Raw genomic sequence first — 21,560 nt, 5'->3', positions numbered from 1 at the left:
GGCGCGTCACCAGGGTTCGGCCAGCCCGAGCGCGACGGCCCGGGCGGTCACCTGCACGCGGTTGGCAGCTCCCAGTTTGCGCAGGATGTGCTCGACGTGCGTGCCGACGGTGCGTCGGGACAGCACCAGGTCCGCGGCGATCTGGGCGTTGGACATGCCGGCGGCGAGCAGGCGCAGCACGTCGGTCTCCCGCGGGGTCAGCGGTGCTGCGGAACGGACGCCGGCCGCAGCCGACAGCTCGGCGAACACGGCGCGCAGCTCGGCCAGGAAACCCAGCCAGGAGTCCGGGAACGTGCCCTGGCGCACGCTGATGTGCAGCGCCCCGACCTGGTGCCCGGACCCGTCGCGCAGGCACAGCGACGATCCTTCGCCGAAGCCGCTGGGGCGGAAGAACTCGGTGACGCTGACCGTGCGGGTGTAGCCGGGCAGCATCCGCCAGCACATCACCCGGTCCGGGTGCGTGCGTGCCGCGGCGTAGCCGGGGTCCCGGTGGATGAAATCGGTCAGCAGGTAGTCGGCGACCCGCGCGGAGTACCCGGATGCGGCTAGCGCCCGGTGCCCGCCGTCGGCCGGGTCGACGTAGCTGATCATCGCCGCCGCGTACGGCGCCGCCCGGTGCAGCTGCCGCAGGATGCCGTGCGCGCGCACCGACGGCGGTGCCGTCCGGGAGCAGGCCGCCGCGAGCTCGCCGACGGGGGAGCGGCGAGCGTCCATGGACCGACACCGTACGCGGCGGATCCGGTGCTGAGAACCGCTCGCGGGCAACGACATCCGTGCGCACCATCAGAAGTCGTCCCCCGGTCGGTGCTGCTGCCAGGGCTGTGCGGCCTCGAAGCAGGCCGCTGCGCGCAGCAGGGTGTCCTCCCGGTGCTGCGTGGCGCACAGCTGCAGGCCCACCGGCCGTCCGTCGGCGGTGAATCCGGCGGGCACGGTGATCGCCGGGGTGGTCAGCATGTTGAACGGATAGGTCAGCAGCCACCCCAGCAGCCGGCGCCGCAGCGATTGCCCGTCCAAGGACAGCGGCGCGAACCGGTCCAGCGGGAAGGTCGCCTCGCACAGCGTCGGGGTCACCAGCAGGTCGTACTCGGCCATGAACGCGGTGAACACGTCCCACATCCGGCCGCGGAACGCCTCGGCCCGGCCCACGTCCGTGGCGCTGACCCGGTCGCCCTCGGCGAAGAGCTCCAGCAGCTCGTCGTCGACCTGCCCGCGCAGTGAGTCCCAGTCCAGCAGGTCGCGCTCGGCGCCGTATCCGGGTACCCAGATCCCGTGCCACATGGCCTCTTCGGGGTCGCCGAGGGCGGGAGTGGCCTCTTCGACGACGGCGCCCAGCTCCGCGAAGACCTGCACCGCCTGCCGGCACACCTCGGTGACCTCGGGTGCGACCTCGGCGAAGCCCAGGTCCGGGGACCACGCCACGCGCCAGCCGCGCACATCGCCGCGCAGCGTCGCGGAGAACGAGAAGTGCGCGGGTGGTGTGGGCAGCGACAGCGGGTCGGCCGGGTGCGGTCCGCTGAGCACGTCGAGCATCAGCGCGTTGTCGGCGACGGTGCGGGTGATCGGGCCGTGGTAGGCCCACGTGGCGTAGCGCGCGGGCAGGATCGTCTGCGGGATGCGCCCGGGGGACGGTTTCAGGCCGACGACGCCGCACAGCGACGACGGGATGCGCACGGATCCCGCGCCGTCGCTGCCTTCGGCGAGTTGCCCGAGCCCGGCGGCCACCGCGGCCGCCGCGCCACCGCTGGATCCGCCCGCTGTGCAGCCGGGTTTCCACGGGTTGTGCGTCGGGCCGAACAGGTGGTTGTCGGTGCCGCCGTAGTAGCCGGCTTCCGGGGTGTTCGTCTTGCCCAGGAACAGTCCGCCCGCTCGCCGCAGCCGCTCGACGGCCACGGCGTCGTGCGCGCAGTGCTCCTCGGCCAGCGGACGCAGTCCGAACGTGAGGGGGAGTCCGGCCACGGCGGTCAGATCCTTGATCGTGAAACCGACGCCGTGCAGCGGTCCCAGCGGTTCCCGGTCGCGTTGGGCGCGTTCCAGTTCGGCGGCATCGCGCAACACCTGCTCGCGGTCGAAGCTGACCAGCGCGTTGAGCTCGGGGTCGATCCGCTCGATACGGTGCACCGCGGCTTCGGCGATGTCGATGGGGGACAGGCGGCCGGCCCGGACTTCGCGGGCCGTGTCCGCGGCGGAAAGCCAGCACAACTCGTCGGCGGTGGCGGTCGGAACCGAAGTCATAGCAACGCTCCTCGTTCGCGCCGGTGGTGATCTGCCTGCCGAGGCTAGGAAATCGACCGGTCCGCGCGGTATCGGTCAGCTGACCGATACCGCGCGGTGGGAGCAGGAGCATTCCCGGGAGTTCGGGGCAGCGCTGCCCGCATTCCGCGCCGCAGGAGCGGCACGTCGGCGGATCAACCCCCGTTCGAGGTCGGTTTCGAACGCGTTCCGCGGTGTCCGGGAATTCCAAAGAACCTTCATGTTGCTGCCTGCCGGGCGTTTCGAAGCGCGACATTGCGGACACGCTCCTACGGTGGTGCGTGCGCGTCGCATCGACGCGCATTCACCGCCCGGGTGAGCGAGAAGGCGCTCACGGTCCGGACGATCAGAGGAAAGGTGTGCTTCATCATGGCGAAGCTTTCGACCCGCCGAGTCGCCGGAGTTGCCGTCGCGGCCGGTGCCCTGCTGTTGTCGGCCCCTGCTGCGGCACTCGCGGACGGCTACAACTCCGAGGCGTCCTACGTCGGCCCGGGAGGGGTCGGTTCGCAGGAGCAGACCGCCGTGGTCGATGAGGACGGCAATGTCTTCTGGCACGCGGAAGCCAGCCACGTCGGCCCGGACGGCATCTACAGCGGTGAGCTGTCGGGCTGGGAGGAAGGTCGCTGACCCCAGCGGCGGCGACGAGGTGGCCGGAGCCCGGAAGGGTTCCGGCCACCTTCGTGCGCACGGGTCATGCGGGCAGCGGCATCTCCAGCACCGGATCGGTGGTGGGCTGCGGCGAACCGCCCGCGGGCTCATCGGTGACGCCCATGGCCTGGGTCCCGGGCGGGACGCCCGCGACCACCGGACGCATCGTGCCGTCCGCGGATTCGGTCATCACCCCTGCGGAGACGTAGCCGTAGTCGCCGATGAACCACAGCTGGTAGGCGCGGTCCGGCGGCGGGCTCTGCGCGGCCTCGCCCATGAACACCGTCTTGCCCTGCTCGGCCGAGAGTACGCTGGTCGCCGACACGTCCGGTCCGCCCGCGTTGACGATCCGGGCGTCCGGCGCCCCGAACACCTCGGCGATCTCCCCACCGCGCTGGCTGCCCTCGGCGAGCTGCCTGCGCGCGTCGTCCAGCTCGGACTGCGTGTGCAGCGCGACCGCGCCGAACGCACCGGCCAGCGCGATACCGACGACCGCGGCGGCCGCCGCCAACCGGGTGCCCCACGACCGGCGCCGCCGCGCGCGGTCGAGGTCGACGACGCCGCTGCCCGCATCGTCGGCGGGGGTCTGCGGCGGCTGCTGCCGGGTCTCCCGGATCTCGGCCAGCACCCGCTGCTTGAGCCGGTCCGGCGGCGAGGCCGCCGACGCCGCCCCGAGCCGGGCCGCCGTCTCCTGCAAGCTGCGGACTTCGGCGGTGCAGTCCGCGCACATCGCCAGGTGCCGCTCGAACTCCGCGCGTTCGTCCCCGGTGAGCGCATCGACCGCGTAGGCACCGGTCAGCGTGGGCATGTCGGTGGTCACGCGCCCACCCCCAGGCAGTCGCGCAGGCGGATCAACCCGTCGCGCAGTCTCGTCTTGACGGTGCTCAACGGCGCCTCCAGCAGCCCGGCCGCTTCCGGGTAGGTGTAGCCGCGGTAGTAGGTCAGCACCACCGACTCGCGCTGCAGCTCGGTGAGCGTGGACAGGCAGCGGCGCACCTGGCGCTGCTCCCAGCGAGTGGCCACCGCATCGCTGACCTCGTCGAACGGGCGCCGGTAGTCCTCGGCGCCCACGCGCGACTCGCGCTCGCGGGTCGCCTGCGCGGACCGCACCCGGTCCACGGCGCGGCGGTGCGCCAGGGTCAGGACCCAGGTCATGCCGCCCGCGCGGTCGGACCGGTAGCGGGTGGCCGTGCGCCAGACCTCCACCAGCACTTCCTGCGCCACCTCCTCGGACTGCGCCGCGTCACGCAGGATCCGCTGCACCAGGCCGAAAACCGGGCCGCTGACCAGGTCGTAGAGCTGCTCGAACGCCCGCTCGTCCCCCTTGGCGACCTCGGTCAGCAGTTGTTCGGCCGCGGGATCGTCCTCCTGCTGCTGCCGGTGCGCGGTGAACCGCGGTTCCCGCTGCGGACCGGTCGGTTCGTCCATCTGCTCCTCCTCGTCGGTCCGGTCGGATCAGCTGCCGTGCGGCTCGCCGAAGACGAGCTGGTGGACGTCCAAGTAGCCCGCGCGGAATCCGGCTTCGCTGTAGGCGAGGTAGAACTCCCACATGCGGCGGAAGTTCGTGCTGAACCCGAGCGCGGCGACATCGTCCCACCGTTCGAGGAACCGGGTGCGCCACCGGTGCAGCGTCTCAGCGTAGCTGGCCCCGAACGATTCCCGTTCCCGGACGCGCAGCCGGGTCAGTTGCGCCACGTGCTGCTCGATCGCCTCGACCGAGGGGATCTCCCCGCCCGGGAAGACGTACTTGTGGATCCAGGTGTAGGTGCCGCGGGTGGCCAGCACGCGCCGGTGCGGCATGGTGATCGCCTGCAGCGCGACTCTGCCGCCCGGCGCCACGAGCGCGTCCAGGGCCCGGAAGTAGTCCGGCCAGTACTCCGCGCCGACCGCCTCGATCATCTCCACGCTGACCACCGCGTCGTAGCGGCCCCGCTCGTCGCGGTAGTCGCGCAGGTGCACCGCGACCCGCTCCTGCAGACCCGCCGCGCGGATCCGCCGCTCGGTCAGCGCCTTCTGCTCGTGCGAGAGCGTCAGCGTGGTCACCTGCGCGCCCCGCGCGGCCGCGCGCAGCGCCAACTCGCCCCACCCGGTCCCGATCTCCAGCAGCCGGGTCCCGGTGCGCACCCCGGCCGCGTCCAGGATGCGGTCGATCTTGAGCCGCTGGGCTGCGGCGAGGTCCTCGATGCCCGGGCGGAACAGCGCCGCGGAGTAGGTCATCGTCTCGTCCAGGAACGTGGCGAAGACCTCGTTGGACAGGTCGTAGTGCCGGGAGATGTTGCTGCGCGCCCCGGCGGGCGTGTTGCGCTCCGCCGCGGGTTTGCGCGGATCCACCCACCGGCGCAGCGCCTGCAGCGGACGCGGCACCAGGGTCGACATCCGCGCGGCGAACGGGGTCAGCAGCGCGGCCGGATCCGGGCTGTCCCACTCGCCGGCCATGTAGGACTCGCCGAACCCGATCTTGGAATCGGCGCCGAGCCGGTGGAACAGGCCTGCCGGATCCGGTACGCGCATCAGCGGGGCGTCCGCGCCGCCCGCCCCGAGGCGTTCCCCGCCGGCCAGCGCCACTCGGACCGGCAGGTCGGCCACCACCCGGCGGAACAGGGCTTCGGCCGCGCGGGCGCGCAGCGGGGAATGCGGCGGCCCCTGCAGCGCATCCCAGATCGGCGGCGCGGCGGTCGTGATCGTGCTCATGCGTGGTTCTCCTGGTTCCGGCTGCTGGGCGCCCCGCGCAGCTTCAGACCGATTCCGTGCTTGCGGATGAGCGCGGCCACCCGCTGCGGGACCAGCGGCTGCCGCAGCAGCAGGCGCAGGAACTCGCGCCGGGTCGCCGGCCGCCGCGTGCCGGTCAGCGCCGCGGTCAGCAGTGGGGTGCCCGCGTCATCGCGCAGTTGAACCCGCACGCGCAGCGTCGTGCCGGGTTCGTCGAGGGTCATGGCGTAGTGCCCGCTGTTCGGCAGGAACGGCGAGACGGGGAACCGCTTGTCCGCCCGCGCCCGCCCGGCCCGGTCGGGACGCAGCACGTAGCAGTGCCTGCCGCCGTAGGTGTTGTGCACCTCGGCGAGCACGCAGGCCGGCTGCCCGTCCGGGTGGTAGCACCAGAACACCGAGATCGGGTTGAACACGTAACCCAGCACCCGGGCGTGCGCGAGCATCACGATCCGCCCGCCGCGCAGGTCGATGCCCTCGGCGGCCAGCCGGTCGTCGATGTTGTCCCGGATGCTGCGCCGCGGTGACCCGATGTGGTCGCGGGCGTCGAACCGGGCGAAGGGCCGCAGCCAGCGCGGCAGCGGATGCGGTTCGTCGAGGTCGACCAGCCAGGTGTGCAGCCGGTGCCGGAACGCGCCGCCGATGCGGTCGTGCCGTGCGTGGCCGACGGTGGTCTCGTACAGCGCTGGCGTGCGCACCGTCACCACCCCGCTCCCAGGTCCTGCGCGGCGCGCACCCCCGAGGCGCACCCGTCCTCGTGGAACCCCCAGCCGTGGTAGGCGCCGGCGAACCTGATCCGCTCGTCGCCGACCTCGCCGAGCCTGCGCTGCGCGGCCACCGAATCCGGTGTGTACACCGGGTGGCGGTAGGTCATCGTCGCCAGCACCCGCTCGGCGCGGATGTCGCCGGTGCCGTTGAGCGTGACCACGTAGTCCTCGGGTTCGGCCAGTCGCTGCAGCCGGTTCATGTCGTAGCTGATCTCCACCCGCCCCGCGTCGTTGCGGCAGGACGGCTTGCGGTGGTTCCACGAGGCGCGCGCACGCGGGGACCGCGGCAGCGCCCGCGGATCGGTGTGCAGCCAGGTCTCGTTCGCCGAGTACTCGAACGCGCCCAGTACTTCCTTCTCCGCCCCGGTCGGTTCGGCCAGCAGGTCCAGCGCCTGATCCGCGTGGCAGGCCAGCACCGCGTGGTCGAACGCGTGCTCCGCGCCGGCACCGTCGAGCACCCGGACTCCCCGCGCGGTCCGGTGCACCGCGCGCACCGGGTCGTTGAGCCGCACCGCGGGCAGCCGTTCGGCGATCCGCCGCACGTACTCCCGGGAGCCGCCCTCGACGGTGCGCCACACCGGCGAGCCGCGCACCGAGAGCATCCCGTGGTGGCGCAGGAACTCGAACAGGTAGCGGGCCGGGTAGGAGCGGCTGGTCGCCCGGTCGCTGGACCACACCGCGGACACCAGCGGCAGCGCGAAGTGGTCGGCGAAGTACGCGGAGAACCCGCCCTCGGCCAGGAACCGCCCGAGCGTGACCGCGTCGCCGGTGTCCGGGGAATCCAGCAATCGGGCGGCCCGCCGGTGGAACTCGGGAACCTGGGCCAGCATCCGCAGGTACTCCGGCCGGGCCAGGTTCCGGCGCTGCGCGAACAGCCCGTTGGCCCGCTTCGCACCGGCGTACTCGAGCCCGCATCCGTCGCAGCGCACGCTCAACGACATCTCGGATTCCCGCGTCGGGACGCCGAGTTCGTCGAACAGCCGCAGCAGGTTCGGGTAGGTGCGCCGGTTGTGCACGATGAATCCGCTGTCCACCGGCAGCGCGCGGCCGTCGGCGGTGGACAGCCCGTGCGTGTGCGCGTGCCCGCCGAGTCGGTCCGCGGCCTCGAACAGCACCACGTCGCAGTCGCGGCGCAGCAGGTACGCGGCGGTGAGACCGGAGATCCCGGAGCCGATCACGGCCACTCGGCGCCGGATCACGGCCGCTCCTCCCGGCTGTGCAGCAGCGTGCCGGTGAACCTGCGCACCAGTCCGTCCCAGCGCCGCCTGCGGCGCAGCAGGGCGTGCCCGGCGTTCGGCACGGTCTCGAACCGTACTGATCCGGCGTGCGCGGCGGCCCGGTCGGCGAAGTCCGCAGCGGCCGCCGCCGAGGTGGTGCGGTCCCGGGTGCCGTGCGCGATGAGCACCGCCCGGCCGTGCAGCTGGCGCACCGGATCGCCCGCTTCGGTCCAGGGCGCCAGGGCGCACACCCCGGTCACCGCGTCCCGGCCCGCGGCGCGCAGGGCGGCCCGGCCGCCCATCGAATGCCCGACCAGCACGACCGGCACGTCCGGGTGCCGCGCGGAAATCCGGTCCAGAGCCCAGCTCGCGTCCGTGACGGGGTCCCGGTCGGGTTCGTTCCAGCCGCGCAGCCGGTTGCGCAGCTGCCAGACCGCCACCCCGTTCGCGGCCACCGCGCGGTGCAGCTTGCTGCTGAGCAGCCGCATCCGCAGGTAGGCGAGGTGGTGCCCGCGCACCCGCCGGCGGTCGGTGGCGCGGCCGCCGTGCAGGACGAGGACCACGGCCCGCGTCTCCGCTGCGGTCGAGGCCAGCTCGCGCAGACCGGGCAGCGCTGCGTCGGGGGTCGGCGGGTCCGCCGAGGGTGCTTGCTGGTGCATATCGGTGGTTCGGTGCCATCCGGACGGTGGACGGGTCGGTGTGGCGGGCGACACAGGACCAGTCCGCGCCGGCGGCGGCTCCGAATGGCCTGTGCGAAACGGATCGGTTCAGGAGGACGAGTTGGTGCAGCGAACCACCCGGCACGCGGCGGCGCGGATCGAGCAGCTCATCCGCGAGCTCGTCGACGTGCCACTGCCCGTGGGGCTGACCGCCTGGGACGGCAGCGAGGAGGGTCCGGAGCAGGGCCCGCGCGTGCTGCTGCGCAACCGCCGCGCACTGCGCCACCTGCTGTGGCAACCCGGGGAGCTCGGCCTGGCCCGGGCCTTCGTCTCCGGGGACCTCGACGTGCGCGGTGACCTCACCGAGGCGCTGCGCCGCTGCTGGGCGGTGGCGCGCGCCCAGGACCGCGGTCCGCTCCGGCTGCGCGGGCGCCACTGGGGCCGGCTGGCCCGCGCGGCGCTGCGCCTCGGCGCCCTCGGTCCGCGCCCACCCGTCCCACCCGGCGAGGCCCGCCCGTCCGGGCGGCTGCACAGCCGGGGACGCGACCGCTCGGTGATCGCGCACCACTACGACGCGGGCAACGCGTTCTACGAGCTGCTGCTGGACCCGCAGATGGCGTATTCCTGCGGCTACTTCACCGCACCCGACGACGATCTCGAACAGGCCCAGGACGCCAAGCTGGACCTGATCTGCCGCAAACTCGCGTTGCAACCCGGGATGCGGCTGCTCGACGTCGGCTGCGGGTGGGGATCGCTGGTGCTGTACGCCGCGCGCCGCCACGGAGTGCGCGCCACTGCGGTGACCCTCTCGGCCGAGCAGGCCGACTACCTGCGCCGTTGTGCCGCGGAGCTGGGCCTTCAGGAGCAGGTGCAGGTGCTGCACCAGGACTACCGCGCGATCGGCGGCGAACCGTTCGACGCGGTCGCCTCGGTGGAGATGGGTGAGCACGTCGGCGCGGACAACTACCCGCGCTACGCGGCGACCCTGCACCGGATGCTGCGTCCCGGCGGGCGGTTGCTCATCCAGCAGATGTCGCGCGCGGGCAACGCGCCTGGCGGAGGCGCGTTCATCGAGTCCTACATCGCCCCGGACATGACGATGGTGCCGATCGGCAGCACCCTGGACCTGCTGGAGAGCGCCGGTCTGGAGGTCCGCGACGTGGAGGCGATGCGCGAGCACTACGTGCGCACCGTGCGCGCCTGGCTGGCCGCGTTGCAGGAGAACTGGTCCGCGGCGGTGGCGCTGATGGGCGAGCAGCAGGCGCGGGTCTGGTGGCTGTACCTGGCCGGCGGGGCGCTGGCCTTCGAGGAGAACCGGATGGGGGTGCACCAGGTCGTGGCCGTGCGCCCGGACGCCACCGGTGCCAGCGGGATGGCGCTCGGCGACCGCGCCGCGCTGCCGGGCCGGGGAGTACCGGCATGATGCCGCTGGTCTGGACGGCGGTGATGTCGCTGGTGACCGCGCTGGCCGTGGTCTGCGCGGCGTTCGGCATCGCGGCGCTGCGCGGCCGCTACGACACCATCGACATCGCCTGGGGGTCGGGTTTCGCCGCCATCGCCGCCGTCGCGGCGACCAGCGCGGCCGCGCTCGGGCGTGGGCCCGGATTGCCGGGTGCGCTGCTCGTCGTGCTCACCGCGGCGTGGGGGCTGCGGCTGGGCGCACACATCGCCGCCCGCGGCTGCGGAGCAGGGGAGGATCCGCGGTACCGGGCGATGCTGGCGCGGGCCCGGCGCTACCCCCGGTGGCGCATGTTCCTGCGCACCTACCTCACCCAGGCGGCGGTGATGTGGTTCGTCTCGCTTCCCGTCCAATTCGGACAGTTCGTCCCGACGGGGTCGCGGGTGCTGCTGGTGGCGGGGAGCGCGGTGTGGCTGCTCGGGATGGTCTTCGAGGTCGTCGGGGACGAGCAGCTGCGCCGGTTCCGCGCGGACCCCCGGAACGCGGGCCGGGTGCTGGATCGCGGTCTGTGGCACTACACCCGGCATCCGAACTACTTCGGCGACGCGTGCGTGTGGTGGGGGCTGTTCCTGGTGGCATGCCAGCAACCGTGGGTCGCGGCCGCGGTGGCCTCCCCGCTGCTGATGACTTGGCTGCTCGCGCGGGGCAGCGGAAAACCGCTGCTGGAGCGGGCATTGCGCCAGAACCGGCCCGGCTACGCGGAATACGTGCGGCGCACCAGCGGATTCGTCCCGGTGCCGCCGAAGCGCTGACGGACGCGCAGCCGCGGGCGGCCCGCGGCTGCGCGCACCCGGTCAGCTCCGCGTCGTGTACGCGGCCGAACCGGCCCCGGCCAACGCTCCGCGCTGCACGATGAGGTACTCGTCGCGGATCGGCGAGCCGGCCAGCCAGCTCTCCAGGATCTCGCGGGTTCCCGCCGCGTAGCGGGCCTGCGCCGACAGCGTTGTCCCGGACACGTGCGGCGTCATCCCGTGGTTGGGCATGTCCCGCCACGGGTGGTCGCGCTCCGGCGGCTGCGGGTGCCAGACGTCGCCGGCGTACCCGGCGAGCCGCCCGGACTCCAGCGCCCGGACGACCGCATCGCGGTCGCAGATCGCCCCCCGCGCGGTGTTCACCAGGTACGCGCCCCGCTTCATGCTGCCGAGCAGATCGTCGTCGAACAGCCCCTCGGTCTCCGGGTGCAGCGGGGCGTGGATGGACAGCACGTCCACGCTGCCGGCCAGCGAGCGGATGTCCTCGTGGTAGGTCAGGCCCAGCTCCTGCTCGATCCCCGGGGCCAGCCGCTGCTTGTCGGTGTAGTGCAGCTGCACGTCGAACGGTGCCAGCCGGCGCAGCACGGCCAGGCCGATCCGTCCCGCGGCCATGACACCGACCGACATGCCCTGCACGTCGTAAGCCCGCCGCGCCGCGTCGGCGATGTTCCAGCCGCGCTCGTCGGTGACCCACCGATGCGCGGGCAGGTAGTTGCGCACCAGGGCCAGGATCTGCATCACCGCGTGCTCGGCGACGCTGAGGCTGTTGGACTGCGTGACCTCGGCGACGGTGATGCCGTGCTGCTTGGCGGCGTCCAGGTCGACGTGGTCGGATCCGACGCCGGCCGTGATCGCCAGCTGCAGCCGCGGCGCCCGCTCGATGCGATCGGCGGTCAGGTACGCGGGCCAGAACGGCTGCGAGATGACCACGTCGGCGTCCGGGAGTTCGCGGTCGAACGCGGAATCCGGCCCGTCCTTGTCCGAGGTGACCACCAGGGTGTGCCCCGCGTCCTCCAGGAACCGGCGCAGGCCGAGCTCCCCGGAGACGCTGCCGAGCAGTTCGCCCGGCGTGAAGTCGATGTCGGCCGGTTCCGGTGCCGTCTGCCCGTCTGGGTAGGTGCTGATGTGCGGTACCTCGTCGCGCGCGGAGGTCGGCGGGTATCCGTCGACCGGGTCGTCGTAGAGCACGCAGACGATTTTCGCCATGGTTGCACCACCTTTCGCCTCGTTGCGCGCGGCGGTTTCCCCGCCGCGGTGCCGATCAAACACGGTCGGCGGAAGAGTCCGGTGTGGAGCGTCCGGTGGGTGGGCGGGCGGCGGAGGCGCCCGGTGCCCGGGTCTGCATCGCGACCTCGGCGTTGATCCGCTGCTCGCGCTGGCGGCGCCGCGTCCGGGTGAGCAGCGCCAGCACGATGCCGTGCGCGGCGGCCGTGATCAGCAGCAGGACGCCCAACCGGGTCACCACGTCCGGGAACCCGCCGCTGCCGGTCCCGGCCACCGACAGCAACGCCAGGATTCCGAGCATGCTCAACGAGAACAGCGTGGTGATCATCCGGTTCAGCGAGTCGGCCGAGCGTGGGTCGGAGTAGGCTCCCTCCAGGTAGGTTTCGCCGTGACGTCGGATGAGGTAGGCGTCGACGGCGATCACGGCGATGCCGATGGCCGTGACCGACGTGAACGAACCGATGTCGAGCACCGCGCACCTCCTTGCGGGCGGATCGTGCAGCGTGCCCGGTGATCTACCCGCGGTGATCGACGGACAAACATCCACCCGGTGAGAAGGGGAGGCGCTGCATGCAGCGGATCGGTTTCACATTGCCGCAATTCGGTTCCCAGGCGCAGGAAGGCGGCGAAGTCGCCCGGTTCGCCCGGGAAGCCGAGCGGCTCGGCGCGGACAGCCTTTGGGTCGGCGACCGGTTGCTGGCGCCGGTGGACCCGAGCGTCGGTTACGCGGGCGGGGACGCGATCCCGGAGGTGTTCCGCTCCGCGCTGGACCCGTTCGCACTGCTGTCGGTGGCCGCGGCGGTGACCGAGCGGCCGCTGATCGGTGCCAACGTGCTCAACGCGCCGTGGTACGCCCCGGCGGTGCTCGCGCGCTCGCTGACCACGATCGACCAGCTCAGCGGTGGGCGGCTGCTGCCCGGGTTCGGCACCGGTTGGTCGCCGGAGGAATACGAGGCCAGCGGGGTGCCCATGCGGCAGCGGGGTGCCCGGTTGGACGAGTGCCTGGACGCGCTCGGTGAACTGTGGTCGCACAACCCGGCGGAGTACCGGGGGACGCACTGGACCGTCCCGGCCACCTACGCCGATCTCAAACCGGTGCAGCAGCCGCGGCCGCCGATCTACCTGGCGGGTTTCGCGCCCGCGGCGATCGCCCGGGTCGCGCGGCGCGCGGACGGCTGGCTGCCGGTGCACGTACCGGGGCGGGGCGCGTTCGATCCGGAGGCGGTGAACACGGTGCTGGGCCGCATCCGCGAGCTCGCCGCGGCCGAAGGGCGCACCTCGGTCCCGCTGGGCGCGGTGTTGCGCATCTCGCCGGCGACCGACACCCCGCTGGAGGACGTCGTCGACACGATCATGCGCGCCGAGCGGGATACCGACATCCGGCACTGCTTCGTGGAACTGATGAACGCGGCCGATTCGGTCGACCAGGCCCTGGAGATCGCCGACGCCGTGCTGCGGCGTGTCCGGGGCTGATCAGCCGCGCGGGCTCACGCCGCGGCGATGCGCGCCGCCTCCTCTTCCTCGATCGCGCGGTTGAACTCGGCCTTGCCGGCCTGCCAGGCGTCCTCGTCCCCGCCCCGCTTCCAGTACCCGGAGATGGACAGCTGCTTCTTCGGGATGCCGTGCTCGACGCGCAGCAGCGAGCGCAGCTCCTTGACGAAGTTCGCCTCGCCGTGCACGAAGGCGTGCACCGCGCCGTCCGGGAAGTCCAGTTCGCGCACCGCCGGAACCAGGGAGGTGCCCACGCGCTGCTGCCCGCGGTGCAGCCAGGTGACCTGCACGCCGTCCGGCACCGCCACGTGCTGTTCGTGCTGCGGGCCCTCGACCTCGACGAACACGTGCGCGCGGCACCGGTCGGGGAGCGCCTCCACGGCGGCCGCGATGGCGGGCAGCGCGCTGTCGTCACCGGCCAGCAGGTGCCAGTCCGCCCACTGCCCGGGGGCGTATCCGCCGCCCGGGCCCATGAAGTGCAGCCGATCACCGGGTCGGGCCGCGGCCGCCCACGGCCCCGCGACGCCGCGGTCGCCGTGCACGACGAAATCGATGGTGAGCCGCCGCCGGTCGGGGTCCCAGGCGCGCACGGTGTAGGTGCGCTTGACCGGCCACTCCGACTTGGGGTGCTGCTCGCGGAACCGCTCGTAGTCGAACGGTTCGGGCAGCGGCCCGCCGTCGGCGCGCAGCAGGAGCTTCACGTAGCTGTCGGTGCACCCGTCGATCTCGAACCCGGACAGCCCGTCCCCGCCCAGCACCACCCGGACCATGCCGTCGGTGAGCCGCTCGGTGGACTCGACCACGCCGGTGTGCACCGCTTTCGGCCGCTTGCGCTGCTCGCCCACGGAAAACCTCGCCCTTCTCGCGCGTACCTCCGGCCGCTCCGGACCTGGCCTTTTAGGTTAGGCAACCCTAATGCACGCGACCATAGCGCTGCTCGCGACCCCGCGACAACCCCCAGGGCGCCGATGACGGCGTTGCGCGGTGCCGATAGCGTCGCACCGACCATCATGAGGGCCCCGGGTGCCGGCTCGGGGCGTGCCACCGGGAGGCGTCGTGGCCACGTTCGATCACGCACCTGTGCTGACCGTCCTCGGCGCGGGCGGTATGGGTCTCGCGACGGCCAGGAGGATCGGCAGCGGACACCGCGTGCTGCTGGCCGATTTCGACGAGGACGTCCTGGCCGCGGCCACCGAGCGGCTGCGCGACGAGGGCTTCGAGGTGACCGCGCAGCGCGTGGACGTCTCGGTGCGTGCCGAGGTGCGGGCCTTGGCCGACCGCGCCGCCGAGCTCGGTCCGGTCGCCGCCGTCGTGCACACCGCCGGTCTCTCCCCGGAACAGGCGTCGGCCGACGCGGTGCTGGCGGTGGACCTGGTCGGCGTAGCCCTGGTGCTGGACGAGTTCGCGCGGGTCGTGGCAGCGGGCGGCGCCGGTGTGATCATCGCCAGCATGGCCGGGCACCTGCCGTCCGGCACGCCCGATCCCGAGCGGGATGCGGCGCTGATGCGCGCACCGGCCGAGGATCTGCCCGACCTGCCCGCCGCCGATTCGGCGGTGCGCACCGAGGCCGGCGCCGCCTACGCGTTCGCCAAGCGCGCCAACCTGCTGCGCGTGCAGGCCGCGGCCGCCGCGTGGGGCGAGCGCGGCGCCCGGGTGAACAGCATCAGCCCCGGGATCATCTCCACCGCGATGGGCAGGCAGGAACTGGCCGGGGACAGCGGGGGCCACATGCGCGCGATGATCGACGCCTCACCGACCGGGCGGGCCGGCACTCCGCACGACATCGCCGGCGCCGCCGAGTTCCTGCTCTCCCCGGCGGCCGGGTTCATCACCGGCAACGATCTGCTCGTGGACGGCGGCGTGGTCGCCGCGGTGCGCGCCCAGTACGCCGGCGACGGCTGATCCGCTCCGGACCCCGCGTGCCGGTGCGGGAGTGCGCCATGTCCCGGTAGGACGGCGCCGCGGCCGCCTTGGCCGAACGCAGCGGCGGGGTAGTGCTTTCGGCCGAGGCCGAAGAGCGCAGCCGAACGGCGCGCGTTCCGCGCTCACCCGGTCCCGCCCCTGGTCGCGCGGTATGCCGGGGGACTCCTTCCTGCCGTGCCGCCCGGCGCGGGATGGGTCCGGGCACCGTCCGGCGGGGTGGCCCAACGGCCCCGCGGTCTGTCCCTTCGGTCGATCCCGCGGCCCGGTGCGGGCTCCTAATGTTCCCGTCGTCAGCCAGCACGGCGAGCGTCGGGAGTGGATAGACATGGCAGAGCACGGCGAAAACCGGCCGCGCAGAAGGAGAATGGCGGTCAGCGGCGCCGTGGGGGCCTGCGCGGCGATGGTCGCGCTGGTGCCGTCGGCGGCGGCCGGGGTGCAGCCCTACATCGTCGGCGGGCACGAGGCCACCGAGGAGTACCCGTTCATGGTCTCGCTGCAGTCGACCGAGGGGCAGCACAGCTGCGGCGGGTCGCTGGTCGCCGACGACTGGGTGGTCACCGCCGCGCACTGCGTACCGGTCGAGGGGCAGCTGCAGGCCCGGGTCGGCAGCGCCGACCGCGCCGCGGGCGGCACCGTGGCCGGGGTCAGCGAGACGGTCGTGCACCCCGGATTCAACTTCGGGAACACGGCCGGGGGCGACGACATCGCGCTGGTCAAACTCGATCGGCAGGTTCCGCAGCAGCCGGTCCGCATCGCCGAGGAAGCCGGACCGGCCGGTACGCCTACCCGGATCCTCGGTTGGGGCGTGACCTGCGACAACAGCCAGGAATGCCCGGAAACGCCGCAACAGCTGCAGGAGCTGGACACCGAACTGGTCCCGGCCGAGCGGTGCACCGAGATCAACGCTGAGCGCGAGCTGTGCATGGACAGCCCGACCGAGGGCGCCCAAGCCTGCTACGGCGACTCCGGTGGACCGAAGCTGCGCGGCAAACCGGGCGACTGGGAGCTGATCGGGGCGACGAGCCGCGACGGCGACGACGACCCGGCGTGCGGGACCGGGACCGGTATCTACACCGACGTGACCGCCTACGGCGACTGGATCGCGCAGCACATCGCGGCGTGACGCAGTACCCCCGGACCGCTGCGCGGGGGACGGCGGTGCGGGCCGACGTCCGAGGAGCGCCGGGGTTGCGCGGGGGAGAGTGATCGCACTGTTCGCCTCCACCGCGCATCCACCGCCGCCCTCGGACGTCTTCGGAGAACAGAGAACGCGGAAACGACCGAGGAGCACGAGCATGGCGAACGCACCGAGCAAGCGCACCACCCTCACCGCCGGCCTCACGGCGATGGCGGTGTCCGGGCTGGGCATGGCGACGATGGCCACGGCCCAGGCGACCCCGCCACCGCCGCCGCCCGCCTGCACCGCGGGTGACGTGTCGGTGTCCACCGCGGAACGTCCGTCGCCGAGCGAGCAGGAACGCCGCTACGAGATCGTCGTCGACGCGCAGCCCGGGGCCGTCTGCGAACTGAGCGGGACGCCCGAGGAACTCGCCTTCCACGGCCCCGGTGGACCGCTGCCCATGCCGGTCGAGACCGAACCGGCCAGCGGCGAGCGGATCACGCTGTCCGGCAACCACTCCGCGGCGGCGCTGCTGACCGGTCCGGCGACCGAGGGTCCGGCCCGGGCGACCTCGGTGAGCCTCACGCTGCCCGGGGACGACACGCCGATCCGGACCGGCTGGGTCCGCGGCGGCGTCGACGGTCCGCTGCGCGCGGGCTCGTTCACCGCGGGCGGCTGACCCCGCCGACCCCGGGCCGGAGAAGGGGAGAGCTCCGCGCCCGGTGCGGCGGGACCGGATACCGGTGATGGGGGCCGCCGGTCCCGCCGCAGGACAGGCCCGGTGTCGACGACCGGACGCGCGGCCGGACAGCTGATCGGCGCGACCGGACCGGTTGTCACCCGCCGCCGGGGAGCGCGGCGAAATCCGGCTCGCGCCCCTCGGCGAACGCGGTGAGCGCTTCCAGGTTCGCCGCAGAACCGAGGAGTTCGGCGAACTGCGCGTTCTCGCGCTCGCGGGCCGCGGCGATCTCATCGCGCAGCGGTGCGATCATCGTGGCCTTGACCGCCCGGAGACTGGACGTCGGCCGGGCCGCGATGGTGGCGGCGTGCTGCTGCGCCGCGCCCATGAGGTCCTCGGGCGGGCACACCTGCCAGACCAGCCCCATGTCGTGGGCCTGCTGCGCGCTGATCCATTCCGCGGACAGCAGCAGCCACGCGGCGTTCTGCCTGCCGACCAGGTGCGGGAGCAGGTAGCTGGAGGCGGCTTCCGGAGCCACGCCGAGACTGGTGAACGGACAGCGGAACCGGGCCTCGGTCGAGGCCAACGCCAGGTCGGCGAACCCGAGGACGGTCAGGCCCAGGCCCACGCCGAGCCCGTTGGCCGCCACGACCAGCGGCTTGTCGAACTCCGCCAGGGCGTCGATGAGCCCGAGGAAGCCGTGTTCGCCGGGCACGAAATCCGGATCGGTGCTGCGGGCGTACATCTCCTTGAGGTCGGTTCCGGCGCAAAACGCCCTGCCGGAGCCGGTGAGCAGCACGACACCGACACCCGGGTCGTCCGCCGCGCCGCGCAGCGCCTCGGTCAGCTCATCGTAGAGCGCTTCGTCGAACGCGTTGAGCGCGTCCGGCCGGTTCAGGGTCAGGGTGCGCACGCGGTCGTTGTCGGTGGTGGTGAGGATGGGCACGATGCGCTCCGGTCCCGTCGTGGCCGAACCCGGCCTGTAGTGTCCGATGTGGAACAGAAGTTACGACAGGAACCACCGCATGATCCGGTTCCCGAATCCGTAGCGGACCACCGCGTCCAGATTGCGGGCCACGGCCGCGGTGTAGGGGTACCAGACGTTCTCCTTCTTCAGCGGCCACCGGCTGAGCAGCAGCGGCTGCGGGTGGGTGAACCCGCGCAGCGAGTCGACGCCGTTGACCTGACCGACCCCGCTGTCCTTGCGGCCGCCGAACGGCGCTTCGGCGACGCCATAGATGACGGCCGCGTCATTGTGCACGACTGATCCGGTCTTCAGGCGCTTGGCGATCGCGGCCGCCTTCGCCGCGCTGCGGGTGAACACGCTGCCGCCGAGGCCGAAATCGCTGTCGTTGGCCCGGCGGATCGCTTCCTCATCATCGCGCACCCGCATGATGGCCACCACCGGCCCGAAGGTCTCCTCGCGCATGATGTCCATGTCCGGTCTCGCGTCCAGGACGACCGTGGGCTGGAAGTACAGGCCCTTCTCCGAGGCGCGCTTGCCGCCCACCGCGATGGTGGCGCCCTTCTCCTCGGCATCGCGGACGTGCTTGTCGACGATGTCGAGCTGCGTGTCCGAGAACAGCGGTCCCATGTCCGTGTCCCCGCTGCCGCAGGTGACCGCGGCGGCTTTCTCCCGGACGAGACGGGTGAATTCCTCGGCGACCTGATCGGCCACGTAGATCCGTTCGACGCTCAGGCACACCTGCCCGGTGTTGAACATGGACAGGTACACCGCACCGTTGGCGGCGCGCTCCAGATCGGCGTCGGCGCAGACGATCATCGCGTCCTTGCCGCCCAGTTCCAGGGTGCACGGGACGAGCCGTTCTCCGGCGCGTGCCGCGATGCTGCGACCCGTCCCCACGCTGCCGGTGAACGAGATCTTGTCCACGTCGCCGTCGACGAGTGCCGCGCCGGTCTCGCCATCCCCGTGCACGACCTGCACCAAGTCCTCGGGAACCCCGGCCGCGTGCAGGATCCGCACCGCCCACTCCGCCGAGCGGGGCGTCATCTCCGAGGGCTTGAGCACCACGGCGTTGCCGGCCAGCAGGGCTTGGGCGACCGGGTTCAGCGACAGCACGAACGGCGCGTTCCACGGGGTGATCACCCCGACCACGCCCAGCGGCTGGTAGTGGATCCGCAGCTTCTTCAGCGGCCGGATGTAGCCGTGCACCGCGCGGCGTTCATCCTGCAGGACGCGGTGGGCCCGCCTACTCCAGTGGTTGAGGAAGTCGCACGCCGGCACGATCTCGATGGTCAGCGCTTCCGCGCGCGGCTTGCCGGTTTCGGCCTGCAGCGTCTCGATGATCTCCTCGCGCCGCGCGACCACCTGGTCCACGGCCGAGCGCACGATGGCGGCCCGCTCCTTGATCGGCCGCTCCGCCCAGGCCACCTGCGCTGCTCGCGCGCGCAAGATCGCGTCGTCGACGTCGTTCTTGGTGCTGACGTCGAGTTCACCGACCGGTTCCTCGTCCACCGGGCTCGCCAGGCGGAGGCGGCGGCGCCCGTCGGCTGCGCTCGGGAGCTGGTTCACGATGGCCATGGGTGGATTCCTCCGGGGTGGCGCGTGTGCTGGACGGGTACCGGCCGGGGTGCTCGCGCTCCTGCTCGTTATGCAACAGGTTCTCGTGCAGGAATCGAAATTCCTGGTGAGAGGCTGGTTTCTGCCGCAAAACTGTAGATGTGCTGGTCGGCCGACGCAAGGGTTCCGAATGCACCGGCGGTCGCGGTGCGCGTGCAGTGGCGCGTTCCGTCCGCGATTGAATCCATTGAGGACGGACGTAACCACCTGCTTCTCGGCGGAAGAGCCGATGTTGGTCTTTTCGGGGTGGTGCGCAGGACCCGCGAACTCCTGACGGCGGGACGGGGAGGAAGAAACCGATGGACGATGGACAGCGTGTGTAACACGTTCTACTCTACTGGTAGTCGTCCCGATCGTCGTCGAGGTGTCGGGCGGAACCGACCGGAGAAGGGCGCCACACCATGTCTCAGGCTGACTACGTCGTGGTAGGAGCCGGCAGCGCGGGATGCGCGGTCGCACGCAGGCTCGCGGACAGCGGAGCCTCGGTCGTCCTCGTGGAGGCCGGGGGTCGGGATGACCGGGGGCCGCTGAAGAGCCTGTTGCGCATCCCGGGCGCCATCGCGGCGATGCTGTCGACACCCGAGCTGAAGAAGAACTTCGACTGGGGCTACAAGTCGGTTCCGCAGACCGACGCGTGGCAGCGGGTGGTCCCGCAGACCCGCGGCCGGGTGCTCGGCGGGTCCAGCTCGATCAACGGAATGCTGTTCGTGCGTGGGAACCGGCAGAATTACGACGATTGGGCCAGTGACGGGTGCAAGGGCTGGTCGTTCGACGACGTGCTCCCCGCGTTCAAGCGGCTGGAGGACTGGGAGGGCGGCGCATCCGAGCTGCGCGGTTCCGGCGGCCCCATCCGCGTGCGGCGGGTGAACACGATGACCGACGCCGCGAGCGACTTCATGGACGCGGCCACCAGCAGGCTCGGGGTTCCTCGGGTCGAGGACTACAACGGGGAGAGCCAGGAGGGCATCTCCGCGTTCCAGCTCAGCGCGGACCGCGGTGTGCGGTACTCCTCGTCCAAGGGTTACCTGCACGACGACCGGCCGAACAACCTGGTGGTGCTCACCGACGCCACGGTGACCAAGGTGGTGTTCCGCGGCTCGCGCGCGACGGGCATCGAGGTCGCGGACAAGAAGGGCACCAAGCACACCGTGCACGCCGGTAGCGAAGTGGTGCTGTCCGCAGGGGCTTTCGGTTCGCCGCAGATCCTGATGCTGTCCGGGGTCGGCCCCGCCGAGCACCTCCGCGGGCACGGCATCGAGCCGCGCGCGGACCTGCCGGTCGGTGACAACCTGCACGACCACCTGTTCGTGCCGATCTCCTTCCGGATGGACTCGGCGCTGCGCAAACCGACGCCCGCGTACTTCGCCGGCGGGCTGCTGCGCGAGATGATCCGCCCCGGACGCGGGTGGGCCGCGGGTTCGCAGTTCGAGGCCTCCGGTTTCGTGCGCACCTCCTACGCCGGATCGGTCCCCGACTTGCAGCTGCTGAGCCTGTACTGGGTGTACCCGGTGCCGAACCAGGACTCGGACAAGGGGCTCCGGCCGCCGACCACCAAGCCCGGCCAGAGCGTGTTCCCCACGCTGATCTACCCGGAGAGCCGGGGGACCGTGCGGCTGAAGAGCGCGGACCCGCTGGCGGCACCGCTGATCGACCCCGCCTACCTGAAGGCGCAGCAGGACACCGAGGTCCTGCTGGAAGGCGTGCGGATGGTGCGCGAGACGATGGCCGGCGTCGGGGACAGCCAAGGCGAGATCGGGCCGGGGGAGGAGTACCGCGACGAGCGCGAGATGCGCCGCGTGCTGCCGAACTTCGTGCACAGCGTGTACCACCCGGTGGGCACCTGCCGGATGGGCTCGGACGAGCGCGCGGTGGTCGGTCCGGACCTCAAGGTCCGCGGTGTGGACGGACTGCGCGTTGCGGACGCGTCGGTCATCCCGTCCATCACCGGTGGCAACACCAACGCCCCCGCGATCATGATCGGTGAGCGCTGCGCGGAGGAGATCCTGCGCTGAGCGGGCATCCAGGTGTTGGCGGGGCGCCGCTGCAGTCCGGTGGACGGGAGAATCCCGCCTCCCTTCTTGGCG

21 protein-coding genes are annotated in these 21,560 nt (G+C 72.3%); 8 read left to right on the top strand and 13 right to left on the bottom strand.

The window, feature by feature from the left end:
- Window positions 1-6: 6 nt before the first annotated feature.
- Together IQ251_RS05170 and IQ251_RS05165 are read right to left on the bottom strand one after the other, a co-directional pair.
- Window positions 7-714, bottom strand: coding sequence for a helix-turn-helix transcriptional regulator (locus IQ251_RS05170; RefSeq protein ID WP_193927264.1), 708 nt, complete (start codon window positions 712-714; stop codon window positions 7-9).
- Window positions 715-783: 69 nt separating this feature from the next.
- A complete protein-coding gene (locus IQ251_RS05165; RefSeq protein WP_193927263.1) occupies window positions 784-2,232 on the bottom strand; it encodes an amidase in 1,449 nt (482 codons plus the stop codon).
- Between the two features lie 387 nt (window positions 2,233-2,619).
- Between IQ251_RS05165 and IQ251_RS05160 the strand changes: the two genes are divergently transcribed.
- Window positions 2,620-2,877 carry a hypothetical protein gene (locus IQ251_RS05160; RefSeq protein WP_193927262.1) on the top strand — a complete coding sequence of 86 codons (258 nt, stop codon included), beginning with the start codon at window positions 2,620-2,622 and terminating at the stop codon, window positions 2,875-2,877.
- 64 nt (window positions 2,878-2,941) lie between these two features.
- Here the strand turns inward: IQ251_RS05160 and IQ251_RS05155 are convergent, their stop codons facing one another.
- Genes IQ251_RS05155 through IQ251_RS05130 form a run of 6 tightly spaced genes read right to left on the bottom strand, consistent with a single transcriptional unit; the run spans window position 2,942 to window position 8,247 of the window.
- Window positions 2,942-3,718 (bottom strand): anti-sigma factor, encoded by a 777-nt coding sequence (locus tag IQ251_RS05155; RefSeq protein ID WP_193927261.1) that lies wholly within the window; start codon window positions 3,716-3,718, stop codon window positions 2,942-2,944.
- The gene (gene sigK / locus IQ251_RS05150; protein WP_193927260.1) at window positions 3,715-4,326 is read right to left on the bottom strand and encodes an ECF RNA polymerase sigma factor SigK; all 612 of its coding nucleotides are present in this window, start codon (window positions 4,324-4,326) and stop codon (window positions 3,715-3,717) included. Before sigK ends, IQ251_RS05155 begins: the two co-directional genes overlap by 4 nt.
- A gap of 27 nt (window positions 4,327-4,353) precedes the next feature.
- On the bottom strand, window positions 4,354-5,589 hold the full coding sequence (locus IQ251_RS05145) for a class I SAM-dependent methyltransferase (protein WP_193927259.1): 1,236 nt from the start codon (window positions 5,587-5,589) through the stop codon (window positions 4,354-4,356).
- Window positions 5,586-6,302: a DUF1365 domain-containing protein gene (locus tag IQ251_RS05140; RefSeq protein ID WP_193927258.1), complete on the bottom strand. Its 717-nt coding sequence runs from the start codon at window positions 6,300-6,302 to the stop codon at window positions 5,586-5,588. Before IQ251_RS05140 ends, IQ251_RS05145 begins: the two co-directional genes overlap by 4 nt.
- A 2-nt stretch (window positions 6,303-6,304) precedes the next feature.
- Window positions 6,305-7,570 (bottom strand): NAD(P)/FAD-dependent oxidoreductase, encoded by a 1,266-nt coding sequence (locus IQ251_RS05135; RefSeq protein WP_193927257.1) that lies wholly within the window; start codon window positions 7,568-7,570, stop codon window positions 6,305-6,307.
- Entirely contained in the window at window positions 7,567-8,247 is a 681-nt protein-coding gene (locus tag IQ251_RS05130) for an alpha/beta hydrolase (protein WP_228046110.1), read from the bottom strand. The genes IQ251_RS05135 and IQ251_RS05130 overlap by 4 nt, the downstream gene beginning before the upstream one ends.
- A 121-nt stretch (window positions 8,248-8,368) precedes the next feature.
- On the opposite strand from IQ251_RS05130, the gene IQ251_RS05125 reads away from it, so the two are divergent.
- Complete coding sequence (locus IQ251_RS05125) at window positions 8,369-9,670, top strand: SAM-dependent methyltransferase (protein ID WP_228046109.1); 1,302 nt, start codon at window positions 8,369-8,371, stop codon at window positions 9,668-9,670.
- On the top strand, window positions 9,670-10,458 hold the full coding sequence (locus IQ251_RS05120; RefSeq protein ID WP_193927300.1) for a DUF1295 domain-containing protein: 789 nt from the start codon (window positions 9,670-9,672) through the stop codon (window positions 10,456-10,458). Before IQ251_RS05125 ends, IQ251_RS05120 begins: the two co-directional genes overlap by 1 nt.
- 42 nt (window positions 10,459-10,500) lie before the next feature.
- On the opposite strand, the gene IQ251_RS05115 is transcribed toward IQ251_RS05120, so the two are convergent.
- Both IQ251_RS05115 and IQ251_RS05110 read right to left on the bottom strand, forming a co-directional pair.
- Window positions 10,501-11,664 carry an NAD-dependent formate dehydrogenase gene (locus IQ251_RS05115; RefSeq protein WP_193927256.1) on the bottom strand — a complete coding sequence of 388 codons (1,164 nt, stop codon included), beginning with the start codon at window positions 11,662-11,664 and terminating at the stop codon, window positions 10,501-10,503.
- 55 nt (window positions 11,665-11,719) lie between these two features.
- A complete protein-coding gene (locus tag IQ251_RS05110) occupies window positions 11,720-12,154 on the bottom strand; it encodes a hypothetical protein (protein WP_193927255.1) in 435 nt (144 codons plus the stop codon).
- 98 nt (window positions 12,155-12,252) lie between these two features.
- Between IQ251_RS05110 and IQ251_RS05105 the strand changes: the two genes are divergently transcribed.
- A complete protein-coding gene (locus tag IQ251_RS05105) occupies window positions 12,253-13,155 on the top strand; it encodes a TIGR03619 family F420-dependent LLM class oxidoreductase (protein ID WP_193927254.1) in 903 nt (300 codons plus the stop codon).
- 14 nt (window positions 13,156-13,169) lie between these two features.
- On the opposite strand, the gene IQ251_RS05100 is transcribed toward IQ251_RS05105, so the two are convergent.
- The gene (locus IQ251_RS05100) at window positions 13,170-14,018 is read right to left on the bottom strand and encodes a siderophore-interacting protein (RefSeq protein ID WP_193927253.1); all 849 of its coding nucleotides are present in this window, start codon (window positions 14,016-14,018) and stop codon (window positions 13,170-13,172) included.
- A 211-nt stretch (window positions 14,019-14,229) separates the two neighbouring features.
- Here IQ251_RS05100 and IQ251_RS05095 point away from each other — a divergent pair, with 211 nt between their 5' ends.
- From IQ251_RS05095 to IQ251_RS05085, 3 genes are all read left to right on the top strand, one after another.
- Entirely contained in the window at window positions 14,230-15,075 is an 846-nt protein-coding gene (locus IQ251_RS05095) for an SDR family oxidoreductase (protein ID WP_370591214.1), read from the top strand.
- 385 nt (window positions 15,076-15,460) lie between these two features.
- Entirely contained in the window at window positions 15,461-16,219 is a 759-nt protein-coding gene (locus IQ251_RS05090; RefSeq protein ID WP_193927252.1) for a S1 family peptidase, read from the top strand.
- A gap of 172 nt (window positions 16,220-16,391) precedes the next feature.
- Window positions 16,392-16,895, top strand: coding sequence for a DUF4232 domain-containing protein (locus IQ251_RS05085; protein ID WP_193927251.1), 504 nt, complete (start codon window positions 16,392-16,394; stop codon window positions 16,893-16,895).
- A gap of 157 nt (window positions 16,896-17,052) precedes the next feature.
- Here IQ251_RS05085 and IQ251_RS05080 read toward each other — a convergent pair whose 3' ends face one another.
- Together IQ251_RS05080 and IQ251_RS05075 are read right to left on the bottom strand one after the other, a co-directional pair.
- Window positions 17,053-17,841, bottom strand: a complete 789-nt coding sequence (locus IQ251_RS05080) for an enoyl-CoA hydratase/isomerase family protein (RefSeq protein WP_370591213.1) — start codon at window positions 17,839-17,841, stop codon at window positions 17,053-17,055.
- A 60-nt stretch (window positions 17,842-17,901) separates the two neighbouring features.
- Window positions 17,902-19,437, bottom strand: a complete 1,536-nt coding sequence (locus tag IQ251_RS05075; RefSeq protein WP_193927250.1) for an aldehyde dehydrogenase family protein — start codon at window positions 19,435-19,437, stop codon at window positions 17,902-17,904.
- A 440-nt stretch (window positions 19,438-19,877) separates the two neighbouring features.
- On the opposite strand from IQ251_RS05075, the gene IQ251_RS05070 reads away from it, so the two are divergent.
- A complete protein-coding gene (locus tag IQ251_RS05070; RefSeq protein ID WP_193927249.1) occupies window positions 19,878-21,488 on the top strand; it encodes a GMC family oxidoreductase in 1,611 nt (536 codons plus the stop codon).
- Window positions 21,489-21,560 lie beyond the last annotated feature (72 nt).

The organism is Saccharopolyspora montiporae (assembly GCF_015209505.1).
Classification (GTDB): domain Bacteria; phylum Actinomycetota; class Actinomycetes; order Mycobacteriales; family Pseudonocardiaceae; genus Saccharopolyspora; species Saccharopolyspora montiporae.
Note: the sequence above shows the minus strand (reverse complement) of the source record. Positions and strands in the feature narration are given on the sequence as shown.

What these genes read in the sequence shown, in the direction of transcription:
- IQ251_RS05085 (WP_193927251.1), top strand. Translation starts at nt 16,392, where the DNA reads ATGGCGAACGCACCGAGCAAGCGCACCACCCTCACCGCCGGCCTCACG.
- IQ251_RS05075 (WP_193927250.1), bottom strand. Translation starts at nt 19,437, where the DNA reads ATGGCCATCGTGAACCAGCTCCCGAGCGCAGCCGACGGGCGCCGCCGC.
- IQ251_RS05170 (WP_193927264.1), bottom strand. Translation starts at nt 714, where the DNA reads ATGGACGCTCGCCGCTCCCCCGTCGGCGAGCTCGCGGCGGCCTGCTCC.
- IQ251_RS05160 (WP_193927262.1), top strand. Translation starts at nt 2,620, where the DNA reads ATGGCGAAGCTTTCGACCCGCCGAGTCGCCGGAGTTGCCGTCGCGGCC.
- IQ251_RS05165 (WP_193927263.1), bottom strand. Translation starts at nt 2,232, where the DNA reads ATGACTTCGGTTCCGACCGCCACCGCCGACGAGTTGTGCTGGCTTTCC.
- IQ251_RS05090 (WP_193927252.1), top strand. Translation starts at nt 15,461, where the DNA reads ATGGCGGTCAGCGGCGCCGTGGGGGCCTGCGCGGCGATGGTCGCGCTG.
- IQ251_RS05070 (WP_193927249.1), top strand. Translation starts at nt 19,878, where the DNA reads ATGTCTCAGGCTGACTACGTCGTGGTAGGAGCCGGCAGCGCGGGATGC.
- sigK (WP_193927260.1), bottom strand. Translation starts at nt 4,326, where the DNA reads ATGGACGAACCGACCGGTCCGCAGCGGGAACCGCGGTTCACCGCGCAC.
- IQ251_RS05145 (WP_193927259.1), bottom strand. Translation starts at nt 5,589, where the DNA reads ATGAGCACGATCACGACCGCCGCGCCGCCGATCTGGGATGCGCTGCAG.
- IQ251_RS05115 (WP_193927256.1), bottom strand. Translation starts at nt 11,664, where the DNA reads ATGGCGAAAATCGTCTGCGTGCTCTACGACGACCCGGTCGACGGATAC.
- IQ251_RS05105 (WP_193927254.1), top strand. Translation starts at nt 12,253, where the DNA reads ATGCAGCGGATCGGTTTCACATTGCCGCAATTCGGTTCCCAGGCGCAG.
- IQ251_RS05120 (WP_193927300.1), top strand. Translation starts at nt 9,670, where the DNA reads ATGCCGCTGGTCTGGACGGCGGTGATGTCGCTGGTGACCGCGCTGGCC.
- IQ251_RS05130 (WP_228046110.1), bottom strand. Translation starts at nt 8,247, where the DNA reads ATGCACCAGCAAGCACCCTCGGCGGACCCGCCGACCCCCGACGCAGCG.